At 40.1% G+C, this 20,467-nt stretch carries 16 protein-coding genes and 2 pseudogenes; 1 reads left to right on the forward strand and 17 read right to left on the reverse strand.

Annotated features, from left to right (window positions below):
• Positions 1-52: 52 nt before the first annotated feature.
• The 9 genes and pseudogenes from QUF86_RS22370 to QUF86_RS28965 all read right to left on the reverse strand — a co-directional run bounded on the left by QUF86_RS22370 (position 53) and on the right by QUF86_RS28965 (position 10,493).
• Positions 53-457 carry a PaaI family thioesterase gene (locus QUF86_RS22370; protein WP_101221671.1) on the reverse strand — a complete coding sequence of 135 codons (405 nt, stop codon included), beginning with the start codon at positions 455-457 and terminating at the stop codon, positions 53-55.
• Between the two features lie 82 nt (positions 458-539).
• Positions 540-1,724, reverse strand: a complete 1,185-nt coding sequence (locus tag QUF86_RS22375) for a thiolase family protein (RefSeq protein WP_289335709.1) — start codon at positions 1,722-1,724, stop codon at positions 540-542.
• A 114-nt stretch (positions 1,725-1,838) separates the two neighbouring features.
• Positions 1,839-2,987, reverse strand: coding sequence for an acyl-CoA dehydrogenase family protein (locus tag QUF86_RS22380; RefSeq protein ID WP_289335710.1), 1,149 nt, complete (start codon positions 2,985-2,987; stop codon positions 1,839-1,841).
• A 155-nt stretch (positions 2,988-3,142) separates the two neighbouring features.
• A complete protein-coding gene (locus QUF86_RS22385) occupies positions 3,143-4,315 on the reverse strand; it encodes a thiolase family protein (RefSeq protein ID WP_289335711.1) in 1,173 nt (390 codons plus the stop codon).
• 98 nt (positions 4,316-4,413) lie between these two features.
• Complete coding sequence (locus tag QUF86_RS22390; RefSeq protein ID WP_289335712.1) at positions 4,414-5,691, reverse strand: MFS transporter; 1,278 nt, start codon at positions 5,689-5,691, stop codon at positions 4,414-4,416.
• 96 nt (positions 5,692-5,787) lie between these two features.
• Positions 5,788-7,398 (reverse strand): long-chain-fatty-acid--CoA ligase, encoded by a 1,611-nt coding sequence (locus QUF86_RS22395; protein WP_289335713.1) that lies wholly within the window; start codon positions 7,396-7,398, stop codon positions 5,788-5,790.
• A gap of 672 nt (positions 7,399-8,070) precedes the next feature.
• Positions 8,071-8,382 (reverse strand): annotated as a pseudogene (locus QUF86_RS22400) (adenine deaminase C-terminal domain-containing protein); the annotation flags it as partial.
• 52 nt (positions 8,383-8,434) lie between these two features.
• Positions 8,435-9,997 carry a benzoate-CoA ligase family protein gene (locus tag QUF86_RS22405; RefSeq protein ID WP_289336282.1) on the reverse strand — a complete coding sequence of 521 codons (1,563 nt, stop codon included), beginning with the start codon at positions 9,995-9,997 and terminating at the stop codon, positions 8,435-8,437.
• A 337-nt stretch (positions 9,998-10,334) separates the two neighbouring features.
• On the reverse strand, positions 10,335-10,493 hold the full coding sequence (locus QUF86_RS28965; protein ID WP_421157058.1) for a PaaD-like zinc ribbon domain-containing protein: 159 nt from the start codon (positions 10,491-10,493) through the stop codon (positions 10,335-10,337).
• A 567-nt stretch (positions 10,494-11,060) separates the two neighbouring features.
• Here QUF86_RS28965 and QUF86_RS22410 point away from each other — a divergent pair.
• A complete protein-coding gene (locus QUF86_RS22410) occupies positions 11,061-11,468 on the forward strand; it encodes an Hsp20/alpha crystallin family protein (RefSeq protein WP_289335714.1) in 408 nt (135 codons plus the stop codon).
• A gap of 64 nt (positions 11,469-11,532) precedes the next feature.
• Here QUF86_RS22410 and QUF86_RS22415 read toward each other — a convergent pair whose 3' ends face one another.
• The 8 genes and pseudogenes from QUF86_RS22415 to QUF86_RS22455 form a co-directional block, all read right to left on the reverse strand.
• On the reverse strand, positions 11,533-14,664 hold the full coding sequence (locus tag QUF86_RS22415; protein WP_289335715.1) for an AAA family ATPase: 3,132 nt from the start codon (positions 14,662-14,664) through the stop codon (positions 11,533-11,535).
• Entirely contained in the window at positions 14,661-15,806 is a 1,146-nt protein-coding gene (locus QUF86_RS22420) for an exonuclease SbcCD subunit D (protein ID WP_289335716.1), read from the reverse strand. The genes QUF86_RS22415 and QUF86_RS22420 overlap by 4 nt, the downstream gene beginning before the upstream one ends.
• Positions 15,807-15,969: 163 nt before the next feature.
• On the reverse strand, positions 15,970-16,398 hold the full coding sequence (locus QUF86_RS22425; protein ID WP_034312903.1) for a DUF2621 domain-containing protein: 429 nt from the start codon (positions 16,396-16,398) through the stop codon (positions 15,970-15,972).
• An 80-nt stretch (positions 16,399-16,478) separates the two neighbouring features.
• Positions 16,479-16,784 (reverse strand): DUF3219 family protein, encoded by a 306-nt coding sequence (locus QUF86_RS22430; protein ID WP_289335717.1) that lies wholly within the window; start codon positions 16,782-16,784, stop codon positions 16,479-16,481.
• 125 nt (positions 16,785-16,909) lie between these two features.
• Entirely contained in the window at positions 16,910-17,125 is a 216-nt protein-coding gene (locus QUF86_RS22435) for a sulfurtransferase TusA family protein (protein WP_289335719.1), read from the reverse strand.
• A gap of 52 nt (positions 17,126-17,177) precedes the next feature.
• Positions 17,178-18,234: pseudogene (locus QUF86_RS22440) on the reverse strand (YeeE/YedE thiosulfate transporter family protein).
• Between the two features lie 205 nt (positions 18,235-18,439).
• A complete protein-coding gene (locus QUF86_RS22445; RefSeq protein WP_289324595.1) occupies positions 18,440-18,916 on the reverse strand; it encodes a CcdC family protein in 477 nt (158 codons plus the stop codon).
• Between the two features lie 630 nt (positions 18,917-19,546).
• Positions 19,547-20,254 (reverse strand): cytochrome c biogenesis CcdA family protein, encoded by a 708-nt coding sequence (locus tag QUF86_RS22455; RefSeq protein WP_289316882.1) that lies wholly within the window; start codon positions 20,252-20,254, stop codon positions 19,547-19,549.
• Between the last annotated feature and the right edge of the window lie 213 nt (positions 20,255-20,467).

Below are 20,467 nucleotides of genomic sequence, written 5' to 3' on the forward strand. Positions count from 1 at the left end.
CTAATTAAATGAAATATAGCCATTTATCAGCCAATTTTGATCTTCCTTGCTTTCATTTATCACGAATGATTTTAAATATTCCTGTGCCCTTTGCAATGATGTTGCCTTCAGTATCCTTTATTTCTCCTTCAGTAAAGGCAATTTTGTACCCTTTTTGAAGGACTTTTGCTTCCGCAAATAATTCACCGCTCGATATGCTGGCTAAATAATGTACAGTTAAGCTTGTCGTTACAACTTTAGATTTGGTAACGGAACGAGTCACCATTCCTAGAATGGTATCCAGCATGGTAGCATGAATGCCGCCGTGCAGTGATCCGTTAACATTAAGTAAATGTTCTTCTATGTTTAACTTTATCGTAACATTCCCTTCTTCAAACCGAATGATTTCAAACCCTATATGTGAAAAGAATGCACTACTTTCGAATTGATTGCGAATATCCTCCACTTCAACAGGCAATCTTCTTCCCCCTCACTTTTGCGCGATTCAACTTATGGAAAGGAGCAGAAACACATTGGGTTTCCACACCTTTATCGTTGGCCTATATCGTTTCAACCATGATGGCCATTCCCTGTCCGCCGCCAACACAAAGTGTGGCAACTCCATATCTTTCTTTCCTGCGAATCAGTTCATATATTAGCGTTGTCACGATCCGGGCTCCCGTCGATCCGACTGGGTGTCCAAGTGCTATGGCTCCCCCATTCACATTAACCTTATTTTCATCAAGCGATAAATCCCGGATTACGGCCAATGCCTGTGAAGCGAACGCCTCATTCAGTTCAAAAAGCCCTATCTCCTCTAGCTTTTTTCCGGTGCGTTCCAAAAGTTTTCCAACGGCTGGTACTGGACCAATTCCCATCACTTCAGGGGAAACTCCCGCAGTCGCCCAATCCACAATCTTTGCGATTGGCTGTACTTGTAACCGTTCAGCTTCACTAGCTTTCATTAATACCATGGCAGTAGCCCCGTCATTACGGCCACAGGCATTCCCTGCAGTGACGGTTCCATTTTCCTTGAATGCCGGTTTTAAGCTTGCAAGCTTTTCCATTGTGGTCTCCGGGCGGGGATATTCATCCGTTTCAATGGTAACCGTACTCTTCCTGTCAAATAGCTGGACAGGAACTATTTCATCCTTGAACTTTCCTTCTTCCATCGCTTTTGCCGCTCTTCTTTGACTTTCCACTGAAAAGGCATCTTGTTCTTCCCTGGAAATGTTGTATCGCTGTGCGACATTTTCAGCGGTGATTCCCATCCCCAAGTTTTCCCCATAAATTTCTTGAGGTTGCTGGCCTGCTTCAGTATTAGAGTCCACTAGTTTGGTCCGGTCTCCCCCAAAACGGGCACTTCTTAAATAAAGGGGGGCACGGCTCATGCTTTCCGTACCGCCGGCAACGATTATATTGGCTTGGCCTGAGCTTATTTGCTGTGCAGCTGATGTGATGGCCTGCATTCCAGATGCACATAATCGATTTACCGTAAAAGCAGATACAGTATCGGGAATCCCTGAGCGCAGCGCTGCCACTCTCGCTACATTCGAGGATTCGGTCGTTTGCCTAACCTCCCCGAAAATGACTTCATCCACTTGTTCAGCTGCAATATTAGCCCGCTTGATCGCTTCTTTGATGGCTATGCTCGCCAAATGACCGGAACTAATCTCTTTAAATGCGCCTCCGTACCTTCCAATTGGCGTTCGCACAGTACTCACGATTACAATATCTTCTCCCATTTCGTTCCTCCCCCTTGAAATTACAGATACATGAGCAATAGAATACCTGCCAGCACACTTTTTCTAATAGCGCTCAAAGTTCTTTACGTTTTTGCTAATTAATGCAAAAATCGCCTAACACTCTTCCAAGACATTACGAGCAATGATTAATCGTTGGATTTCATTCGTTCCTTCATAAATCTTCGTTATGCGGGCATCACGATAAAAACGTTCAACTGGATATTCGGCCATATATCCCATTCCGCCATGAATTTGAACCGCTTTATCCGCCACCCGATTAAAAACTTCTGAAGCGAACAGTTTTGCCATTGATGCTTCCTTGATCACTTTTTTTCCTTCATCAATCTTTTGTGCCGCCATCATCGTCAATGCTCTTGCGGCTTCCGTTTCGGTTGCCATATCAGCAAGCATCCATTGAATTGCTTGGTTGTCCGCGATTGGTTTACCGAATTGAATGCGCTCTTTTGCATATTTAGCTGACAATTCAATCAATTTCCCGCTTGATCCCACTGCTCTTGCAGCCAATCCTACCCGCCCTTCACCTAAAATTTTAAGGGCAGAGATATATCCCATTCCAACCTCGCCGATAACATTTTCTTCAGGTATGATACAATCCTCAAAAATGACCTGTGAGGTATATGATCCCCTTAAACCCATTTTTTTGTCCTTTTTGCCGACTGTCAAACCGGGAAAATCTCTTTCTACTAAAAAAGCAGTAATCCCTCCCTTTGCCCCTTTATCTTTATCCGTTAAAGCGAATACTGTATAAACATCAGCTATCGGCCCATTCGTGATGAAATGTTTCGTCCCGTTCATCACCCAGTAATCACCCTTCTTTTCTGCACTTGTTGCCAAATTGGTTGCATCCGATCCCGCTCCGGGTTCAGATAAAGCAAAGGCGCCAATTTTAGTGCCTGCTGCCATTTCAGGCAAGTATTTATTTTTCAAATGTTCGGATGCAAGCTTTACCAGACCTGTACTGCCAATCCCGGTGTGAGCGCTTATTAATGAAACAAAACCATTATGGGTCCTTCCTAACTGCTCCAATACGGTAGCCTTTCCAACCGCATTTAAGCCAATTCCACCGTATTGTTCGGGAATGCTTATCCCAAATAAGCCAAGGTCTTTTGCTTTTTCCACCAAATGCTGCGGGATGGCATCTTCTTCTTCAATTTGTATGGCGTAAGGCTCCACTTCCCTTTCAACGAAATTACGGATCATTTCCTTCATTTGCTGCATTTCCTTGGTTAAAGTGATTGTCATGAGTTACTCCTCCTTAGATCTGTTCATGTAAAGTGAGCCATGGATAAGGTTTTTTCATATTATGGGGCTTCATTTGAATGTCGTGTTATCACCTAATCAGTCAATTGACCAAATACTTAATTTTCTAGTTAACTAGAGTCCTCACACTAACAAAATCAGGCTTCACGCTCAATTATCGTAGCAATCCCCTGCCCGCCTCCAATGCAAGCTGTAATAAGAGCAAATCTTTCCGCAGAACGCTTCAATTCGTAAACCGCTTTCGTAATGAGAATTGCGCCAGTCGCACCAAGTGGGTGTCCGTGTGCAATGGCTCCCCCATTCACATTCACTCTGGCGGGATCCATATCAAGCTCCCTATTACAAGCAATGACTTGAGCGGCAAAGGCTTCATTAATTTCTATGATGTCCATATCATTTAAGGAAAGCCCTGACTTTTCCATTACCCTTCTTATAGCGGGAACAGGTCCTATTCCCATATAATTTGGATCTACCCCTGCAACTGCCTGAGCCCTGATCGTCGCTAAAGGCTTTATCCCCAATTCCTCCGCTTTGTCCCTCGACATTATCACCAGCGCTGATGCGGCATCATTCAATCCTGAACTATTTCCTGCAGTCACGGACCCACCTTCTAAAAACGCCGGAGATAATTTGGCTAGCCCTTCCTTCGTTATTTGCGGTCGTGGATGTTCATCCAATTTAAATTCGCCGGCTTCACCTTTTCTGACCGGAATGGAAACTGGCACAATTTGTTCATTAAAACGGCCCTCTTCCAGGGCTCTGGCCATATTTTTTTGGCTTTGTAGAGCGAATTCATCCTGTTCTTCCCTGCTGACCTCATATTTTTCAGCTAAGTTTTCAGCTGTGATTCCCATTGGGGGATCGCCAATTTCTTTTGGGGACAACCGGGATTTCCTGAACTGCGGTGGCTTTGCACTGTATGTTTTTTCCGGACGGTCCATCAAGTAAGGCGCCCTGCTCATACTCTCTACCCCACCGGCGATATAGACATCGCCTTCGCAAGCACGGATCGCTTGTGCAGCCAGATTGACAGCATTTATTCCCGAGCCGCATTGACGGTCAATAGTCAGTCCCGGAAGATGAATGGAAAGGCCAGTTTCCAACGCGGTTAACCTGGCTATATTTCCACCCCCGCTCAATACATTCCCCATGATGACATCATCTATCATTTCAGGGTCGACATTCGCTCGTTTTATCGCTTCTTTCATCACTTCTGCTCCAAATACGTGGGCAGGTACAGACGCAAGTGCACCTCCCTGTTTTCCAATAGCTGTTCGTACTGCAGAAACTATGACGGCATCTCTATTCATTTCAACATCCGCTCCTTTTCCTTTTCTTTCATAACATTATTTGATGGCCCTTCCTTCATTTCACTAGTTTCATTGAATTTAAGCAGGTTCGACCCTGCTTATGAGGACTTAAGATCAAAGTTATCCGAACTTTTATTTTTATGATTCCCTTTTGATTTGGCAGGTTTTACGAATATCGCAAATAGGATGCCAAAAGCCAAGACTAGGATGGCCATGAACAATATCGATAAGTTATAACCCAATAGTTGATTTCCTCCAGCTAAACTTATGATATAGCCAGTTAATAGAGGTGCGACAATGCCTGCTAAATTTCCAGACGATGTTAAAATGCTCGTCATCAATCCCCCCCGCTCTTGCATTTCATTGATCATGATCGTTGGTCCAATCGGTAAAATGGCGTATGTCAGGCCCTTTGCCAAACACATGGCGACTATCACCCAGATTGGATTTTGAAACACCATGATCGAGGAAAAGAACAATGCACCAAGAATCATTGCGCCCGCGACCACAAATACCCTTGATGACCGCCAATTCTGATTCTTTTTGAATAAATGATCGGACACCATCGAAACACCCATATAAATGCATACGGAAACGACTCCGATTATGGCAACACTGCTCCCCATCTGACCGGGAGTCATTTTTACGGCTTCCACTAAATAAATCGGGAGCCAAACTGAAAACCAAACAACTAATATATAAGTTGAAAAATATGCGAGGGTAGTAAATAAAGCAGTAGGTGAAGCCAGTAGCAACAAAAAGTCTTTCACTTTTATTTTTTCAAGTTTTACTTTCTTTTTCTTTTGTACATTTTCATATACTTCAACTGGATTCTCCTTTGTTAAAAATTGAAAGAGGAAGAACCAAATTAGGCTTGCTGCACCAAGAGTGGCAAAGGCAACCTTCCAACCGAATATCGTAATTAAGGAAACGAGGATCGGCGCCACGATCATCGCACCAACCGTTCCTCCGCCAACCACTACCGAATTGGCAAAGCCTTTTAATTTCGGCGGAAACCACTTATCTGCATGACTATAAGCAATTGGGCTATAGGGCCCTTCGAATGCGCCCAGTAAAATCCTGTATAAAATTAATAATGGAAGTGCGGTAATGGCTAAAACACCAAATTGCAAAACAGTCCATGTCAGCATGATGAATCCAAGCACTTTTTTAGCACCCAGCCGATCAGCCCATGCTGCCCCAAAAATCCCCGTTACTGGATAGAGCCAATAATAACTGCTTCCGACAAGACCCCACTCCGCATAGGAAAGATCGAATTCCTTCATGATAGGAACAGCTGCAAGTCCTACGATCGATTTATCTGCAAAATTAATCACGGCTCCAAAGAACAATAGAATGAGAACAACCCAACGCATAATGAATCCCCTCCTCTTCTTTATGTGTGTTTGACATTCCATCCACTGCAGGTTTCAACCTGAATGGTTGGAATGATCAAACGAACTGCATCCCCCTTAGTCTTTTCTTCCTTCCTTTTCAAGTTCTTCTTTAACTAACAATCTTTTTAATAGTTTACCCACCGTATTTCGCGGCAGTTCTTTTCTCACTTCAAATACTTTCGGCACCTTATAAGGCGTCAATTGGGAATAGCAATAACCTTCTATTTCTTCAAGGTCTACGGAAGCGCTTTCTTTAGGGACGATGAATGCTTTCACAACTTCGCCTTTTTCTTTATGGGGAATACCCACCACGGCTGCCTCTTTAATTGCCGGATGTTCATATAGAACACCTTCCACCTCCTGCGGGTAAATATTGAATCCTCCGACGATGATCATTTCTTTTTTCCTGCCGACAATGTAGAAATATCCTTCGTCATCCATAACAGCAAGATCGCCGGTATATAGCCAGTCATTCTGTAAGGCTTTTTTTGTTTCGGCTTCGTTATTCCAGTATCCCTTCATGATTTGCGGGCCTTTTATCAGCAGCTCCCCGACACCTGTGTTAGGCACTTCATTATTTTCATCGTCAATGATCATACAATCCGTGCCTGGAAAAGGGATTCCAATGCTTCCAATTTTCCTTTTTCCGAAAGGCGGATTACGATGAGTGGAAGGTGAAGCTTCCGACAAGCCGAAACCCTCTCCTATTTTGGCACCAGTCAACACCTCAAATCGCTTGATCACTTCAACTGGAAGGGGGGCCGAGCCACAAGAACAACTTTTTAAACAATCCAGTCCATAGTTTTCAATTCCTGGATGATTGACGAAAGCATTATACATCTTTGGAACACCTGGAAAGAAAGTCGGGTGATATTTTTTAATGTTTGTAAGGACATCTTGAAGATCGAATTTGGGAAACAAGAGAATGGCTGCTCCAATATAGATACCTAGATTCATCGCACTTGTCATTGCATAAACATGATAAAGTGGCGTAGCTGCCAACACGATTTCTTCACCAGGTTTCAAGGAATCCCCATACATTTCAAAGCTCTGCACGACGTTGGAGGTTAAATTATGGTGAGTGAGCATGGCCCCCTTAATCTTCCCAGTTGTGCCGCCTGTGTATTGGATGACTGCAATATCTTCATGAGGGTTTATGATTTCGGACTCTTTAATGGCCTCTCCGGATTGAATCAACGTTTGAAGGGAGTATGAGCCATTTTGATCATCTTCCGTTTTCATGCAGACATCAAATTCATATATCGCTTTCGTTTCTTCGATTGTATCCGCGGCCGTATGATCAAATACAATATACTTAGCATCCGAGTCTATTAAAATTTGCAAAAGTTCCCTCGGTTTATACATGGGATTCATCTGTACAACTATCAGACCAAGAGCCTGCGCGGCGTAATAACTGATTATGAAATAAGGGTGGTTGGCCAGCATCAGACCAATCCGTTCACCTTTAACAAAGCCCATTTCACGCCATTTCCCTGCAAGTTTATCTACCTGCATTTTAAGATTCATATAATCCAATAAATCGTCTTCATAAATGATGGCTGTATGGTGAGGAAACTTACTTGCTGTTATATCAAGCAGGGAATAGACGGATATTTCCGGTAGCTTCATAGTTTTCATTCTTTCAACATACCATTGCTCCCATGGTTTATTTATCGTTTTTCGCACCATTTATCCCTCCACACATAAACGAATGTCATATCGTACATGTTTGATTTATACTTATTTATTATGCAACTTCCATGCCAAGTCCTATAAAGGAGTAAAACAGCAAGATTTTTCGTATAACTCAATTCATTTATGAATTTTATTCACAAATAAAGCCTTTCTGTAGAGGATTCATCGAAATGCCAATAATTCATTATTGAATTTTCACAGGCTCTGGTTGGTTTTCTAACGATCGTGAAAAGTAGGTTTTTACCATATTATAGATTATACCTACTCACAAATCATAATTTTGATTATATCCATGGTGTATTATTAAATTTGAAAAGCCCATCTAAGGATGGGCAAGTTCATTGTTTATTGAAAGTTGGCTTACGAGTAAATAAATAAAAAATCTATAGCTTATCTCCTTAATTAAAACACTCAAAAATTCCAGGGTGGGCGCATCCCTAAATAATACATATGGCAGTAAATATGAACGAATATAGATTGGGATAATCGGCATTTTGAAGTATTTCTAAACATCGATTTGGAGTTCCCTGGGAATTTTTATATGAGCCACATTAACGAAAATCAGGCTGCCGTTTCCCGAAATACTTTGGTGAAACGGCAGCCCCGCAAGCCCGCTAATATCATCTGTTCTTTTCTACGCTTTCCTTTCATTTAAAAAGTTCGTCATGGATGTGGAAGGAAATAAGATTCTATGTTTTTCACATCGTATAGCCCAAAGGGTTTTAAACGCAGCCCAGGAAGAAAGTAGCAAGTTAAAAATAATAATGTATACAAAATGGCTTGAAAAGGATAGCCTCTCGCTTGAAGCATCTTTAATTATTTTTCATTAAATTCTACTGCCCTATTAAATGAAGGATCAGAAGTCACCGTAAGCTGTAATGGAATTTCAAGTATTATTTCATTTCCATCGACAATTACGATTCCTCCTCCCAGTTCATGGACACGTGAAGCAGCTTTTGCCATCGCCTCTGGATTTCAGACATTCATTTTCAGTCCACATTCAAGGAGATGGAATCATCCTTCTTGTTTACGATTGTGATTTGATCTCTGGCTCTCTTAATTTAAATCTTTTTATCTTTCCTGTCGAAGTCTTTGGTAACTCGTTCACGAATTCAATGTCGCGAGGAACTTTATATGACGCTAACACTTTTTTGACAAATCCTTTTATTCCTGCTTTTACTCCTTCACCTGATTCCGCACTTTCTTTTAATACTATGAAGGCTTTTGGTTTTATTAAACCATTTTCATCCTTTACAGCAACAACAGCAGTTTCCAGTATATCGGGATGTGATAAGAATGCGTTTTCTATTTCTATTGGCGATACCCAAATTCCATTTACCTTCATCATGTCATCATTGCGGCCCGCGTACCAATAGAAGCCACCTTCATCCTTAAAGTATTTATCTCCTGTCACCAGCCAATTACCGAAAAACTTCTTTTTGTTTTCATCATCAAGATTCCAATAAGAGGCTGCAATGCTTTCTCCCTTAATTAAAAGGTCTCCCACTTCATTCACCTGAGTTTCATGACCTTGTTCATCCACAATTTTAGCTTCATAACCGGGAACGATTTTTCCTGTGCTTCCTTGCCGAATATCATCTACTTGATTGGAAATGTATATATGAAGTGATTCGGTCGAACCAATTCCGTCTATAATATCCAATCCAAAAACTCTCTTCCATTGTTCAATATAAGTAGCCGGCAGTGCCTCTCCTGCTGATACGCAAAGTCTAACTGAAGAAAGATCATAGGTTTCCTTCGTCTTCTCAAGGTAATTGAGCATCGATCCATACAGGGTCGGGACACCAAAAAAAATGGTTGGACGATACTTTTCTATCGTCTCGAACACCTTTTCTGCAGTCGGTCTGTCCGGCATTAAAACAGTAGTAGCCCCGACTCCAAAAGGATAATACATCGCATTTCCCAAACCATAAGCAAAGAAAAGCTTCGAAGCCGAAAAAGTAATGTCATTTTCGGTGATTTGCAAAATGTTTTTGGCGTAGTTTTTGAAAGCTTCTTCCATATCGGTTTGAAGGTGTATAACCCCTTTTGGCTCACCTGTACTTCCTGATGTATAGAGCCAGAACGCTTGATCATTAATGTTGCTAAAACAAGGCGGCAGATCTTTATTTTGTCTGCGAGTAAGATCCTGAAAAGAATGTTCGTTATCTTCCTCGAAATTGTGATCAACCCCATCAACCAAGATGACATGCCTTAAGAAAAGTAATCTATTTTTAATAAGCTTTAACTTCTCCCACTGTTCATAAGTAGTGACCAACACTTTTGAACGGCTATTATTCAAAAGATACTCATAATCCTTTGTAAGCAAAAGCGTATTGGATGGAATCGGGATTACCCCAACTTTTATTGCACCGAAGAAACTAATGATAAATTCTGGAGAATCATGTAATAAAAGTAGGATGCGCTGTTCCATCTCTATGCCCAGATCTTTTAATGCCGCACCAAATTGATTGACAAGGGTGTCGATTTCTTGATAAGGATAAGATTGATTTCCATAATAAATAGCGGTTTTTTCTCCTCTGCCTGCTTCAATATTTTTCTGTAAGAAATTATAGGAAGCATTGTACATCGAGCCTAACCCTCTAATTTTACATTCGGTTTTTATCACACATTTATCCTCCTCAAAAAGTTACTGGTTTTAAAAGCGTCATCCCACCGTCTTCTTTTATTCCAAAAAGAAGAAGGCTTCCATTACAAAGCCGGATAAATTCCTTAACCTTCCATTTTCATTCATTTGGAAACGCCATACGAACTAATTTGAGCGAATTCCCTTCCTGACAATGCTCTTTTTCATTCAGTTAATCAAGGGTAAGTGATTCCATCAAGCTATGAAACTTATATTCTGATAAGCCATCCTCCTTAACAGGTATTGACACCCATTCATATCGGTTGGCTCATGAGGTCGATCAGTAGAAAGAACCTTTCCATCGTATATTTTTAAAAAAAGTTTTACAGTTTAAGCAATAGTATTGCCTAACGAGCTGTGCAGTACCGAAGGATGAATATAATTCCACATGTTTGCCATCACAAAATGGACATGTCGGATTTTCCTTTTCAACGGAAATAAAGAAATACTTTAATGCAGGTTTACGAACATTTTATACCTTCTTGATTTTTTTGCCATTATCATTACCTCCTAACTATATATCTAGTAAATCTATAATAAACTAAGTTTCAACTTGATAAATTCCAAAAGTGATCAGTGGGATTTCAGAAATGATACGGTTCTTCTGAATTTGTAACAAAGTTTGCTTAAGAGGAAACAGATCGAAGGTATTTTCAGAATTGAAATGGTGAATTATTTTAAAAATACATTTAATATGACATTTGAAATTGTATTAACTTTAATGGCAGTAGGGTGCGGGCATGATCGATCAACACGATTGTTTATAAAAAAATGACCAATTCATTTAGAATTGGTCATCATTTTTTTATTGAATTCTTTCTACTTTTTGATTCCCTTTTATACCCACATACCATCGTTCCTTTGCTTTGATTACTTTTCTACTGCTTTTTATATTTTTTGAACCACGTTTTCGGAAATCTTTTTATCATCATCCATTTTCACTTTTTCAAGCACCATTTTCTTACTCCAACATATAATGTAACAAAGGAAAACCGGGGGTATCAACATGCAAGACAATCAACATGTAAAGCAAATGAATGAGGTTGAAAAGTTTGATGAATGGGTAAAAAAATTTTTTCTGGATCCGGAAACTTGTGCGTTGGATCATCAACTTTTTTCAATTGATATATACGAAAGTGACGATGAGTATATGGTGGAAGCGGTTTTAGAAAATCATGATTTGAAAGATATTAAAGTTTGCTTAAGTGATAATGAGCTATCGATCATCGTTGACGATACTCATAAACCATTTCTTGAAAATAAAGCGGATACAATACCCACACAGAGAAAAATCCCTTTCCCCTTTTCGATTTGCTCTCGAAGAATTACCGCTGAATTCTCAAATCCGATATTGGTGATTCGCATCCATAAGTTTTCCCCCGGAATAACAGCTGATGATATTAACATAGAGTAGTTCATTCATAATAAAAAGAATGGCCTAGGGAGCCACTTTCTCCTTAGCCATTCTTTTTTTTGATTTATCCAGCAAAGTAAAAGGAAGTACGACTTCCTTTTTGTGTCGAAATGACTTGGAGCTGGGCATCGATTCTTTCTTTCAGCTCTGGAACATGAGAAATTATCCCGACTAATCTCCCGGTACTTTGTATATCCATCAATGCTTCTATCGCATGATCAAGAGATTCGGGGTCTAGCGTACCGAACCCTTCATCGATGAACATCGTTTCGAGTGAGATCCCGCCTGCATTCTGCTGGACAACATCCGCAAGACCCAAAGCAAGTGCAAGGGATGCCTTAAAGCTTTCGCCTCCCGAAAGGGTTTTGACATGCCTCTCCTGTCCTGTATATTGGTCGTACACGGATAACTCCAGACCGCTCTGGATATTCCTGCGTGTAGGATCCAGCTTTCGCAACAGCTGATATCTGCCGCTTGTCATTTTCAGTAATCTTGAATTGGCTTCTTTTAGGATATCATCTAAAAAGGCTGCCAATACATACCGTTCAAAAGTTATTTTGAAGGAGTTTTGGCCTTTGGAAATCTCAGACAGGTGACCGACGATACTGTACCTTTCATCCAGACTTTTCTGATCTTCCCTGATTTGCGCCAATTTCCTTTCGATTTCTTCGTTAGTCCGTTTTTCTGCATGTATTTCATTCTGATTTTGGCGTAACGACTCCAATTCCACATCTATGAAATCAAAAGTCTTTTTCAATCCTTCAAGGTCCGGTTTGATCATATCTTTCAGCTTCATTTCCAAATCATGAAACAGACTTAAAACACTTTGCCAATTTTGATTATACTGCTGGATTTGGTCCTCCAAATTTTCAAGTGCCGCTTCCGATTTTTTTGCGGCTGTATATTCTTTATAATTGGAAAAGCCTTGATTGGTCAGATCCGTAATTAACTTTTCCCGTTCTTCTTTCAATTCTTGATTTAAAGCCTCTATATTTCCAATTAGAGATTCTTTTTTTGCATTGATGACCGATTCTTTTTCTTTAACCAATTGAAGGTTTTTTTGTGCATCTTCCAAGGCAATTTGTAAGTTTTTCTGTGTTTTTACAGCCATTTGGTAGGCTGCATCATATTCTTCCTCTGTCCGTATTCCATCTGGAAGGGAATCGGTTAATCCTGTCAGTTTTGTAGAGTTCTCAATATACCTGGTTTTCCCTTGGTCCTCTTTTCTTTCTAGAGAGGCCAGATTCTCCTTTAGCTTGGATGCTTTCTCTTTTAATTCCAGCAACTTTCTTTCCAGATCATTAAATAAAGACTTTTTCCGCATCAATTCATTTAACTGCTCTTGGAGCGCTTTTCCTTTTTCAGCAAATTGTTTCAAATGACCAGCAAGATCTTCAAACCTAAACTCCGGCAGGTCATTTTGTAAGTCCCTAAGCTTTTCTTGTGACGAATCGACTAGTGCATCATATTTGGATTTTGCTTGATAAAATTCACTTTCGGCTTGGCTTTTTTGTTGTTCTGCAGTTTTCAGCTTGTTTTCTTGCTCTTTCAGTTCCATATCCGTTGGCATATCCTCATGCATTCGGGCTGGGTCAGGATGACTTAGCGAACCGCACACAGGACAATTTTCTCCTGGGTGTAATAAGGTAGCAAGCATGCCCGCTTGGCCTGATCGCCAATTTTGATTCAGAGCATCCAGTTTTCCCTTTTCCTGAATATGAATTCCTTGAATCTCTTGAAACCGATTATTCTTTTCTTCCAGAACCCGCTTCGCATTCTGAGTCTCGGAAAGAACTTCTTGAAGCTTTTTCATTTTCAATAACGATTGATAATTTCTTTCAGCTTCGATTTCCTTATCGCGATGAAGAACCGCCGCTTTTTCCGCTTCTGTTTTTTCACGAGCAACTCTCTCTGCTTCCTCTTCAATTGCCAGATGTTCCGAAACATTTTTTTCACGAAGCCCTTTACTGCTTCTCCACTCTTTTTCATCCAATGCAACTTGTGCTTTTAAGCTTGCAAAAGTCATGACAGCATCTTTTACCTGGTCAAGCTGATGTACAGTCCGTACGGCCTGATCCCTCTGGTTTTCCTTCAGCATTTCCTGCTCATAGGAAGCCTGCTTCTCTATACGCTCAGTCCGTAACTTCTCGGCCTGCTCACTTAACTTTTGAAGTTCAGCATTCGCATCTTGTACTTGTTTGCCAATTCGCAAATAGTATTGTTCCTGCTTTTCAAGCGAAGCCGCTTTGTGTGCCATTTTAATTTGGCCTTTCACTAGTTCCATTTCAGGCTGTTTTGCTTCAAGGTCCTCCTTTTCTTTTCGTAGCTTTTCTTTTTCCGAAAATCTATTTATTAAATCGACCGCCTTTGAAAGCTCTTGATTTACTTGATCGCGAGCTTTCTGCTTTTCCTGTATTTGTTTATTTACACACTCATTTTTTTCTGTTGCTGCCAAAATGACTTCCTGTAACAGTGGTAAAACCTGTTGTTCGTTAGGCTCTTCCGCTTGCAATTGTGCCTGCAATTCTTCATGGTTGCCTGGTTTGATACCTTTCATTAATTCAATTCGCCGCTGAGCGCTTTTTTCACTTTTCTTTCTAAGGATGGAAGCCTCTTCTTTTAATTTTTCTTCAATTCGTTTATAAAGTTCAGTATGAAATAATTTCTGGAGAATCTGTTCCTTATCTTTGCTGTCGGAAGTTAACAGTTTTCGGAATTCATTCTGTGGAATCATCAGGATTTGCCGGAATTGATTGGCATCAAGTCCAATAAGTAATTTGATTTTTTCCTCAACCTCACGCACATTTGCCCCAAGTAATTTTTTCCCTTCCGCCAATATCTCATATAATTCAGCCTTTGCTCCAACCGTCGTCGTTCCTTCTCCTGATTTTTTCTTTCGTTCCTGCTGCGGTGACCGGGTCACCAAATACGTTTTCCCACGCAGGGTAAATTGCAGCGAGACTTCCGTCAACATATCATCTTCGGCAAACTGACTTCGTAAATCTTGCCCGCTTCGGTCTTCTCCACTGGCTTTTCCATATATAGCAAAACTGATCCCATCAAATATCGTTGTTTTCCCTGCGCCTGTCTTTCCAGAGATGACAAACATGGTCCGTTCTCCAAGGGAATTAAAATCGATGGTTTCCCTTCCTGCATATGGTCCGAATGCCTGCATCGTTAAAATATGAGGTCTCATTTCAATGCCTCCTCTTTCTTCACGGCCTCAATTACCGAAACCATCAAATCCTGCTTTTGAGAATCAAAGTCCCTATCTGTCATTTCTTGATAAAACGTTTCGAACAGGTCCAATTCTGATTTTCGTTCATCCTTTATAGAAGAGAAGGATTTTTTTCTTCTAAGGTCGGTCAAATCCCATTTTCGCTCTAGATGAAGTATATTCGGGTAAATCTGGCGCAAGCGATTAATCGGATCGATGAGCGAACCCTCATCATTAAGTGTTATTTTCAAGTAGTCATCCTTTTTTTGCGATTGATAAAAAGAAGGATCGAGTAACTCTTCCATCGTTCCGGATATTTCCCTCATATCCAGCTTGGGTGCCAATGATCGATAGTTTATTTCGAAGCTTCCATCTTCGTGCATATCGACAATGGAAAGCGACTTTTTTTGCTTGGCCTCTGAAAAAGAGTATTTTAATAGTGATCCAGAGTAAAACACCTTAGGATGACGTATCGCATCTGGACTATGTAAATGTCCAAGTGCCGTATAATCGAACGCATCGAATAAGTCAGATGAAACACAGCCAGAACCACCCACCGACAAGACTCGTTCTGAATCGCTTGTTTTTCCGCCTAATACAAAAGCATGTCCTACGAAGACATTCGGTTCATCCTTATTGAAAGTCTCCGTAATCGTTCCGGTTATCCGCTTCATCGCTTCTTGGTGGGAATGGATACTGTCATCTTCAAAAAGATGGCGAACCGTTCCAGGTTCTGCATATGGAACACAATAAAAATTCACACCCTTGATGCGAACCGGCTCACATGCCTTTGTCAATTTCCCATGAATGTATAACTGGCTATGACGATACCATGATGAACCGAATGCAAGCCTTTCCGCAGAATCATGGTTTCCTGATATTGCAACGATCGGTGTATTCATTTTCACATTAATCGTATAGAGGATTTCATCAAGAAGCTCTACCGCTTCAGTCGGCGGAACGGAACGATCATATAGGTCACCGGCAATCACAACCGCATCAGGTTTTTCTTCCTCGACAATTTCTATGAATTGCAAGAGTGCATGCCTTTGGTCATCTGTCATATGCACCCCGTGAACGATTTTTCCTAAATGCCAATCGGCCGTATGGATAAATTTCATAGTTTCACTCCGTCCTCATTTTTACTTACTATTATTATATCAAAAATTTAACGAATAGCATGGTTTGGGTACAAACGTTCTAATTTTTACCACACTGCCCTATTATTTTCAATTATTTAGAATAAAAAAAGGCAAACTCCAAAAGAGTCTGCCTTTTTCAGCATTAGCTGAATAAGTGTTCATATGGACCCATATTCACTTTTCTTTCAGCTAATTTTTTTTGTAAAAATTTATGGTCACGTTTTGGTGTGGCAATGATATAGCCGCGTATCACTAAATCTTCCGTAATATCTCCCGCTTTTTCTTTTAATGCCAATTCACCGATTTTCCCCGCAATTTTATGACGTGCAACATCACGAAAAAGTTCTGGTACAGGGCTCACTAAATCTTCGAGTAATTCTTTTTGCTGCTTTGACCATAAGTGCTTTGTTTGGTCCAAATAGTATTCTTCCCAATCCATATCGGATTTCCCATCTTCTTTGGGAAATCTTTTCAGGAACTTCCGAAACATGAAAAAGCCACCTATGCTCATCAATATAATTAAAAGGGCTACCCAAAATAGAATAAACCATAAAAACCATCCACTAAGCAAAGTACCACCTCATATGTATAGAATGATCGTCACTATTATTATAGACAGTAACCCATATCTTTACAAGACTGGCAATGTAATCATTCGGGCTCGTTCACTTCCAACAAGACCAGCGAAAAATCCCCTACGGCATTTTCTTCATAAAGGTTCGTGACCGAAGTCGCATAGTTAAAGATCTCTGCTCGAAACTCCTCGTTTGTCTGAGGGATCTTTAAATCAAATACCATTTGATAAAGCAGTGTTGTAATATCATGATATTCACTATGTGTAACCTTGAAATTGAAACTGACTTTTCTGACTTCCTTACCTTCAGAATCCTTTACAGTTTCAGAAAGAAAATCAGTAACATGCAGGGGAACATCGTTTAAAATGACCTCGTCTACCATTATCAGCATCTCCTTAAAAAGTAGTTAAAGACATGTTATCACTAGAAACTTTCAGCGCCAATGATTCAGCCTTGAAAAATTCGAAAAACGTGCACAGGAACCCTGGCACGTTTTCTTTGATCAATTTAATTTCCCTTTTTGACGATGATACGCCATTTAGCGTCATCGATTTGCTCAAACTCCGTGATTTCATGACCTTCAGTTGCGGCCCAACGCGGAATGCTCTCCGTTGCTTGTGTGCAATCGAAATTAATGATCAATTCCTCTCCTTTTGCCATATCCACTATCTTTTCTTTTGCTTCCACTAAAGGGAATGGGCATACCATTCCAGTCGTTTCCAATACTTACGCCATTTATATTCCACTCCTTGATTAATGTTTTTTGCCTTTTACCTTAAGCCGCTTTTGATGTAGCTGCTGCCTGCTTTTGCTTACGGATAATCGTGAAATAAGTTGCTACCCATGTACCTAGTAGGAAAAAGACAATCGCGATCCAGCCTTGCCAAGCAAATAACGCCGAGTTCACCAGACCATTACCGATTGTGCACCCTCCTGCAACACTTGCACCGAACCCCATGATTACACCACCGATTGCATTTTTACGTAACGTCTTTATATCAGGCAAGCGCCAACGGAATTCCCCACTTCCTTTGGCAGCAATGAAGGCACCAAGGAAAATGGCCAATACCAAAAACGTACCCCAATCGATTAATGCATCATCGCCTGTAATAAGGAAGGTTAGAATGTTCGCGGAAGGTACTGTAATTCCAAGTCCGAACATTCTGCCTGTCATAGCACTTAGCGGCCATGCCATGATTGCAATAAGGCCAACCAATAAATGCTGTAACAAAGGGATGCCACCGTTTTTCGAATAAGATGTGGGCCAATCCCGTTTTTTTCGGTTTCATTTTAAAGATTGGCAGTTTCGGTTTTCTCAATTCACGAATCACCAAGATGACAACCAAAAGTGTCACAATAATCACAAGCACCCACGGCGAAACGTTAAATGTTTCATGAATGTACGTATCACTCGTACGATAGGACAACAAATTATCCCCAGCAACTTTCCATACACCATATTTCGTCATGGCAGCCCCTAGCTTATATCCAAAAAGGGCAACCCAACTCCCAATCATGCCCTCTCCGGCACGATACCATGTTCCAGTGGCACAACCGCCTGCCAGAACCATTCCAATACCAAAAATGAAGCCACCCACGATTGTTCCCAACCATGGAAAACCATCATTTCCAAACTGAATGACCCCTGAATCATTCAATGCATAAACACCAATACTTTGTATTGCTATAACAACGAATGTAGCTAAGAACATCCGTCCATCTTTAGCTAAAATCAAATCACGATATGCACCAACAACACAGAAACGGCCTCTTTGAAGCACAAACCCCAGCATTAAACCACAAATAATCCCGAACACAATCATTTGTAACATTAACCGTTTCCTCCTTAAGTAAAATAATTATATAATATAATCCGGATGGAATTACTTGGTTTTTGATTGTGTTTTATAGAATCTAGTAAACATGAATGTCTTCATTGACTCTAAAGGTTCCCAGGCAAATTAAAAAACCTAAGTCATTTTAATATCGACTCAGGTTTCCTGGATTGTCCCTTTTATCCATTCTCATTTACTTTTATCACACCATATTACTTCCACTAAAACTGGCTGCTTTAACTTTTTTGTATTGGTATAGCATGGCAATTCTCCATGGAACGATCATGGCAAAAGCAAGTAAGAAAAACATTCCGCTCAAGACACCGATTTCAATCGTACTTCCCAGCATCAGTTTCGCCACCAGCCGAACCACCATGAGACCAATCAATATGAATATGAAAGCTTTAGAGCGCTGAATATAAATTTTTTCATCTCTAACTTCGAATTTTGATGTTTTAATTAATAGGATGGAAAATAACATCCCTGCAACAAGAGCCTCCAAAAATTCGTATCGAGTCACCCGGAACATAGGAAAAATAAACATCAAAGCACCCGTACTCATAAAAAGCGGCGGTAAGATGATTTTCTTTTCGTTCACTGGTTTTTTTGTTTCCTTCATCCGGAACATGAAAACACCCATAGCCATCACAATCGCTATACCTGTTGATATATATATCATCTCTTAACCATCCCTTTTAACTAAAAATAGGTAAGTACCATTAAAAATTATATATGACTTCAATTTATAAACAAAGTATATATTACCTACTTAAGATAAACAAGGTGAGGGTTTTTAATTACGCGCCCTATTGAATCATTCAATTCCCTGCTCTCGTCAAAAAGATTGACCATAAAATCTTTCGTCCCGGCTTCTATAGCTCGACAACCATTTTTTTGCTGACCCATAGCAGAGCACATTATACCCTTTTTAACGGCGTCCAGACGGCTAATGATTGGCGGTAATATCCATCGTCACTGGGTCAGGATTCAAATTTCGATATTATTCAATGGCTTCTCGCCCACACCAATCACTACTTGTCCTGATTTTGATAAAATATTTGAAAGTATCATTCTCATAAACTTTGGCATCATCAACTATTAATATTTGGGCCATGGCCTTTCATCTTCATTTCAAACAACAGTATTATAAAACCTTATTAGAAATGTAGTGATTCTATAATAAGCAAAGATTATGTGACTTTAGACACAAAATAACAAGAAAAACGAATAAAAAAATAATATACCAATATTAAGTCCTGACGAAGGGTAATGCCATTTGAATATTTTTGAAAAAATAGCTTTTTATGGACTAAAACCCCGTAAAGCCACCGAATAGTCTAGACAGGACTGCAATTATTTTGGTCATCCAATCAAAAAACAAAATCACACCCATTACAATCATTAAATATCCGCCAATCTTCATGATGTATTGGCTGTACTTTTTGATCCATTTCAACTTTCCGACAAAGAAAGATAATATGAAAAACGGTATGGCAAATCCTAATATATAGGCAGTCATATAGCTCATGGCAGCGCTAGGGTTAGTTGCACCCAAAGAAACGACCGCACCTAATAGTGGACCTGCACAAGGCGTCCATCCAGCCGCAAAGGCAAGTCCGATTAGAATGGAACCAATATATCCGCTAGGTCGGTTTTTAAATTCAAAGCGACTATCTTTCATCAATGATTTCGGCTGAAAGATTCCAACAACGAATAAACCAAAAATGATAATCAGGATGGCACCAATCTGACGAATCAATTCTTTGTAATTCGAGAAAAAAGAACCTAGATAGGTCGTACTAAAACCAATTGCAATGAAAACCAGAGAAAAACCAAGCAGGAAGAATAAAGTATGCAGCATACTTCTTCTTTGGAGCATGGCGTTCTCGGATTTGATTTCACCAACGCTCATACCAGTGATATAAGATAAAAAGGCTGGATATAGCGGTAAGCAGCATGGTGAAATAAAACTCAAAAAGCCTGCCCCAAAAGCTAAAAACATATTTATATCATTCAAATGAGCTCACTCCTATGTATGTCAACCTATAAACATTGTAACAAATAAGATAAAAAAATACATTTATGGAACTGTGAATATTTCATGACAACTAAATGGCTGACATCGGAATGGGCCACGGGTTAAATTTTCATTAAGTTAACTTATTTGAATTCATTGGTCCAAGTCGATATAATTGTTATATTCATACAAATTTTACAACGAAAACATAAA

This window comes from Peribacillus sp. NJ11, from assembly GCF_030348405.1.
In the GTDB taxonomy this organism is placed as follows: Bacteria; Bacillota; Bacilli; order Bacillales; family DSM-1321; genus Peribacillus.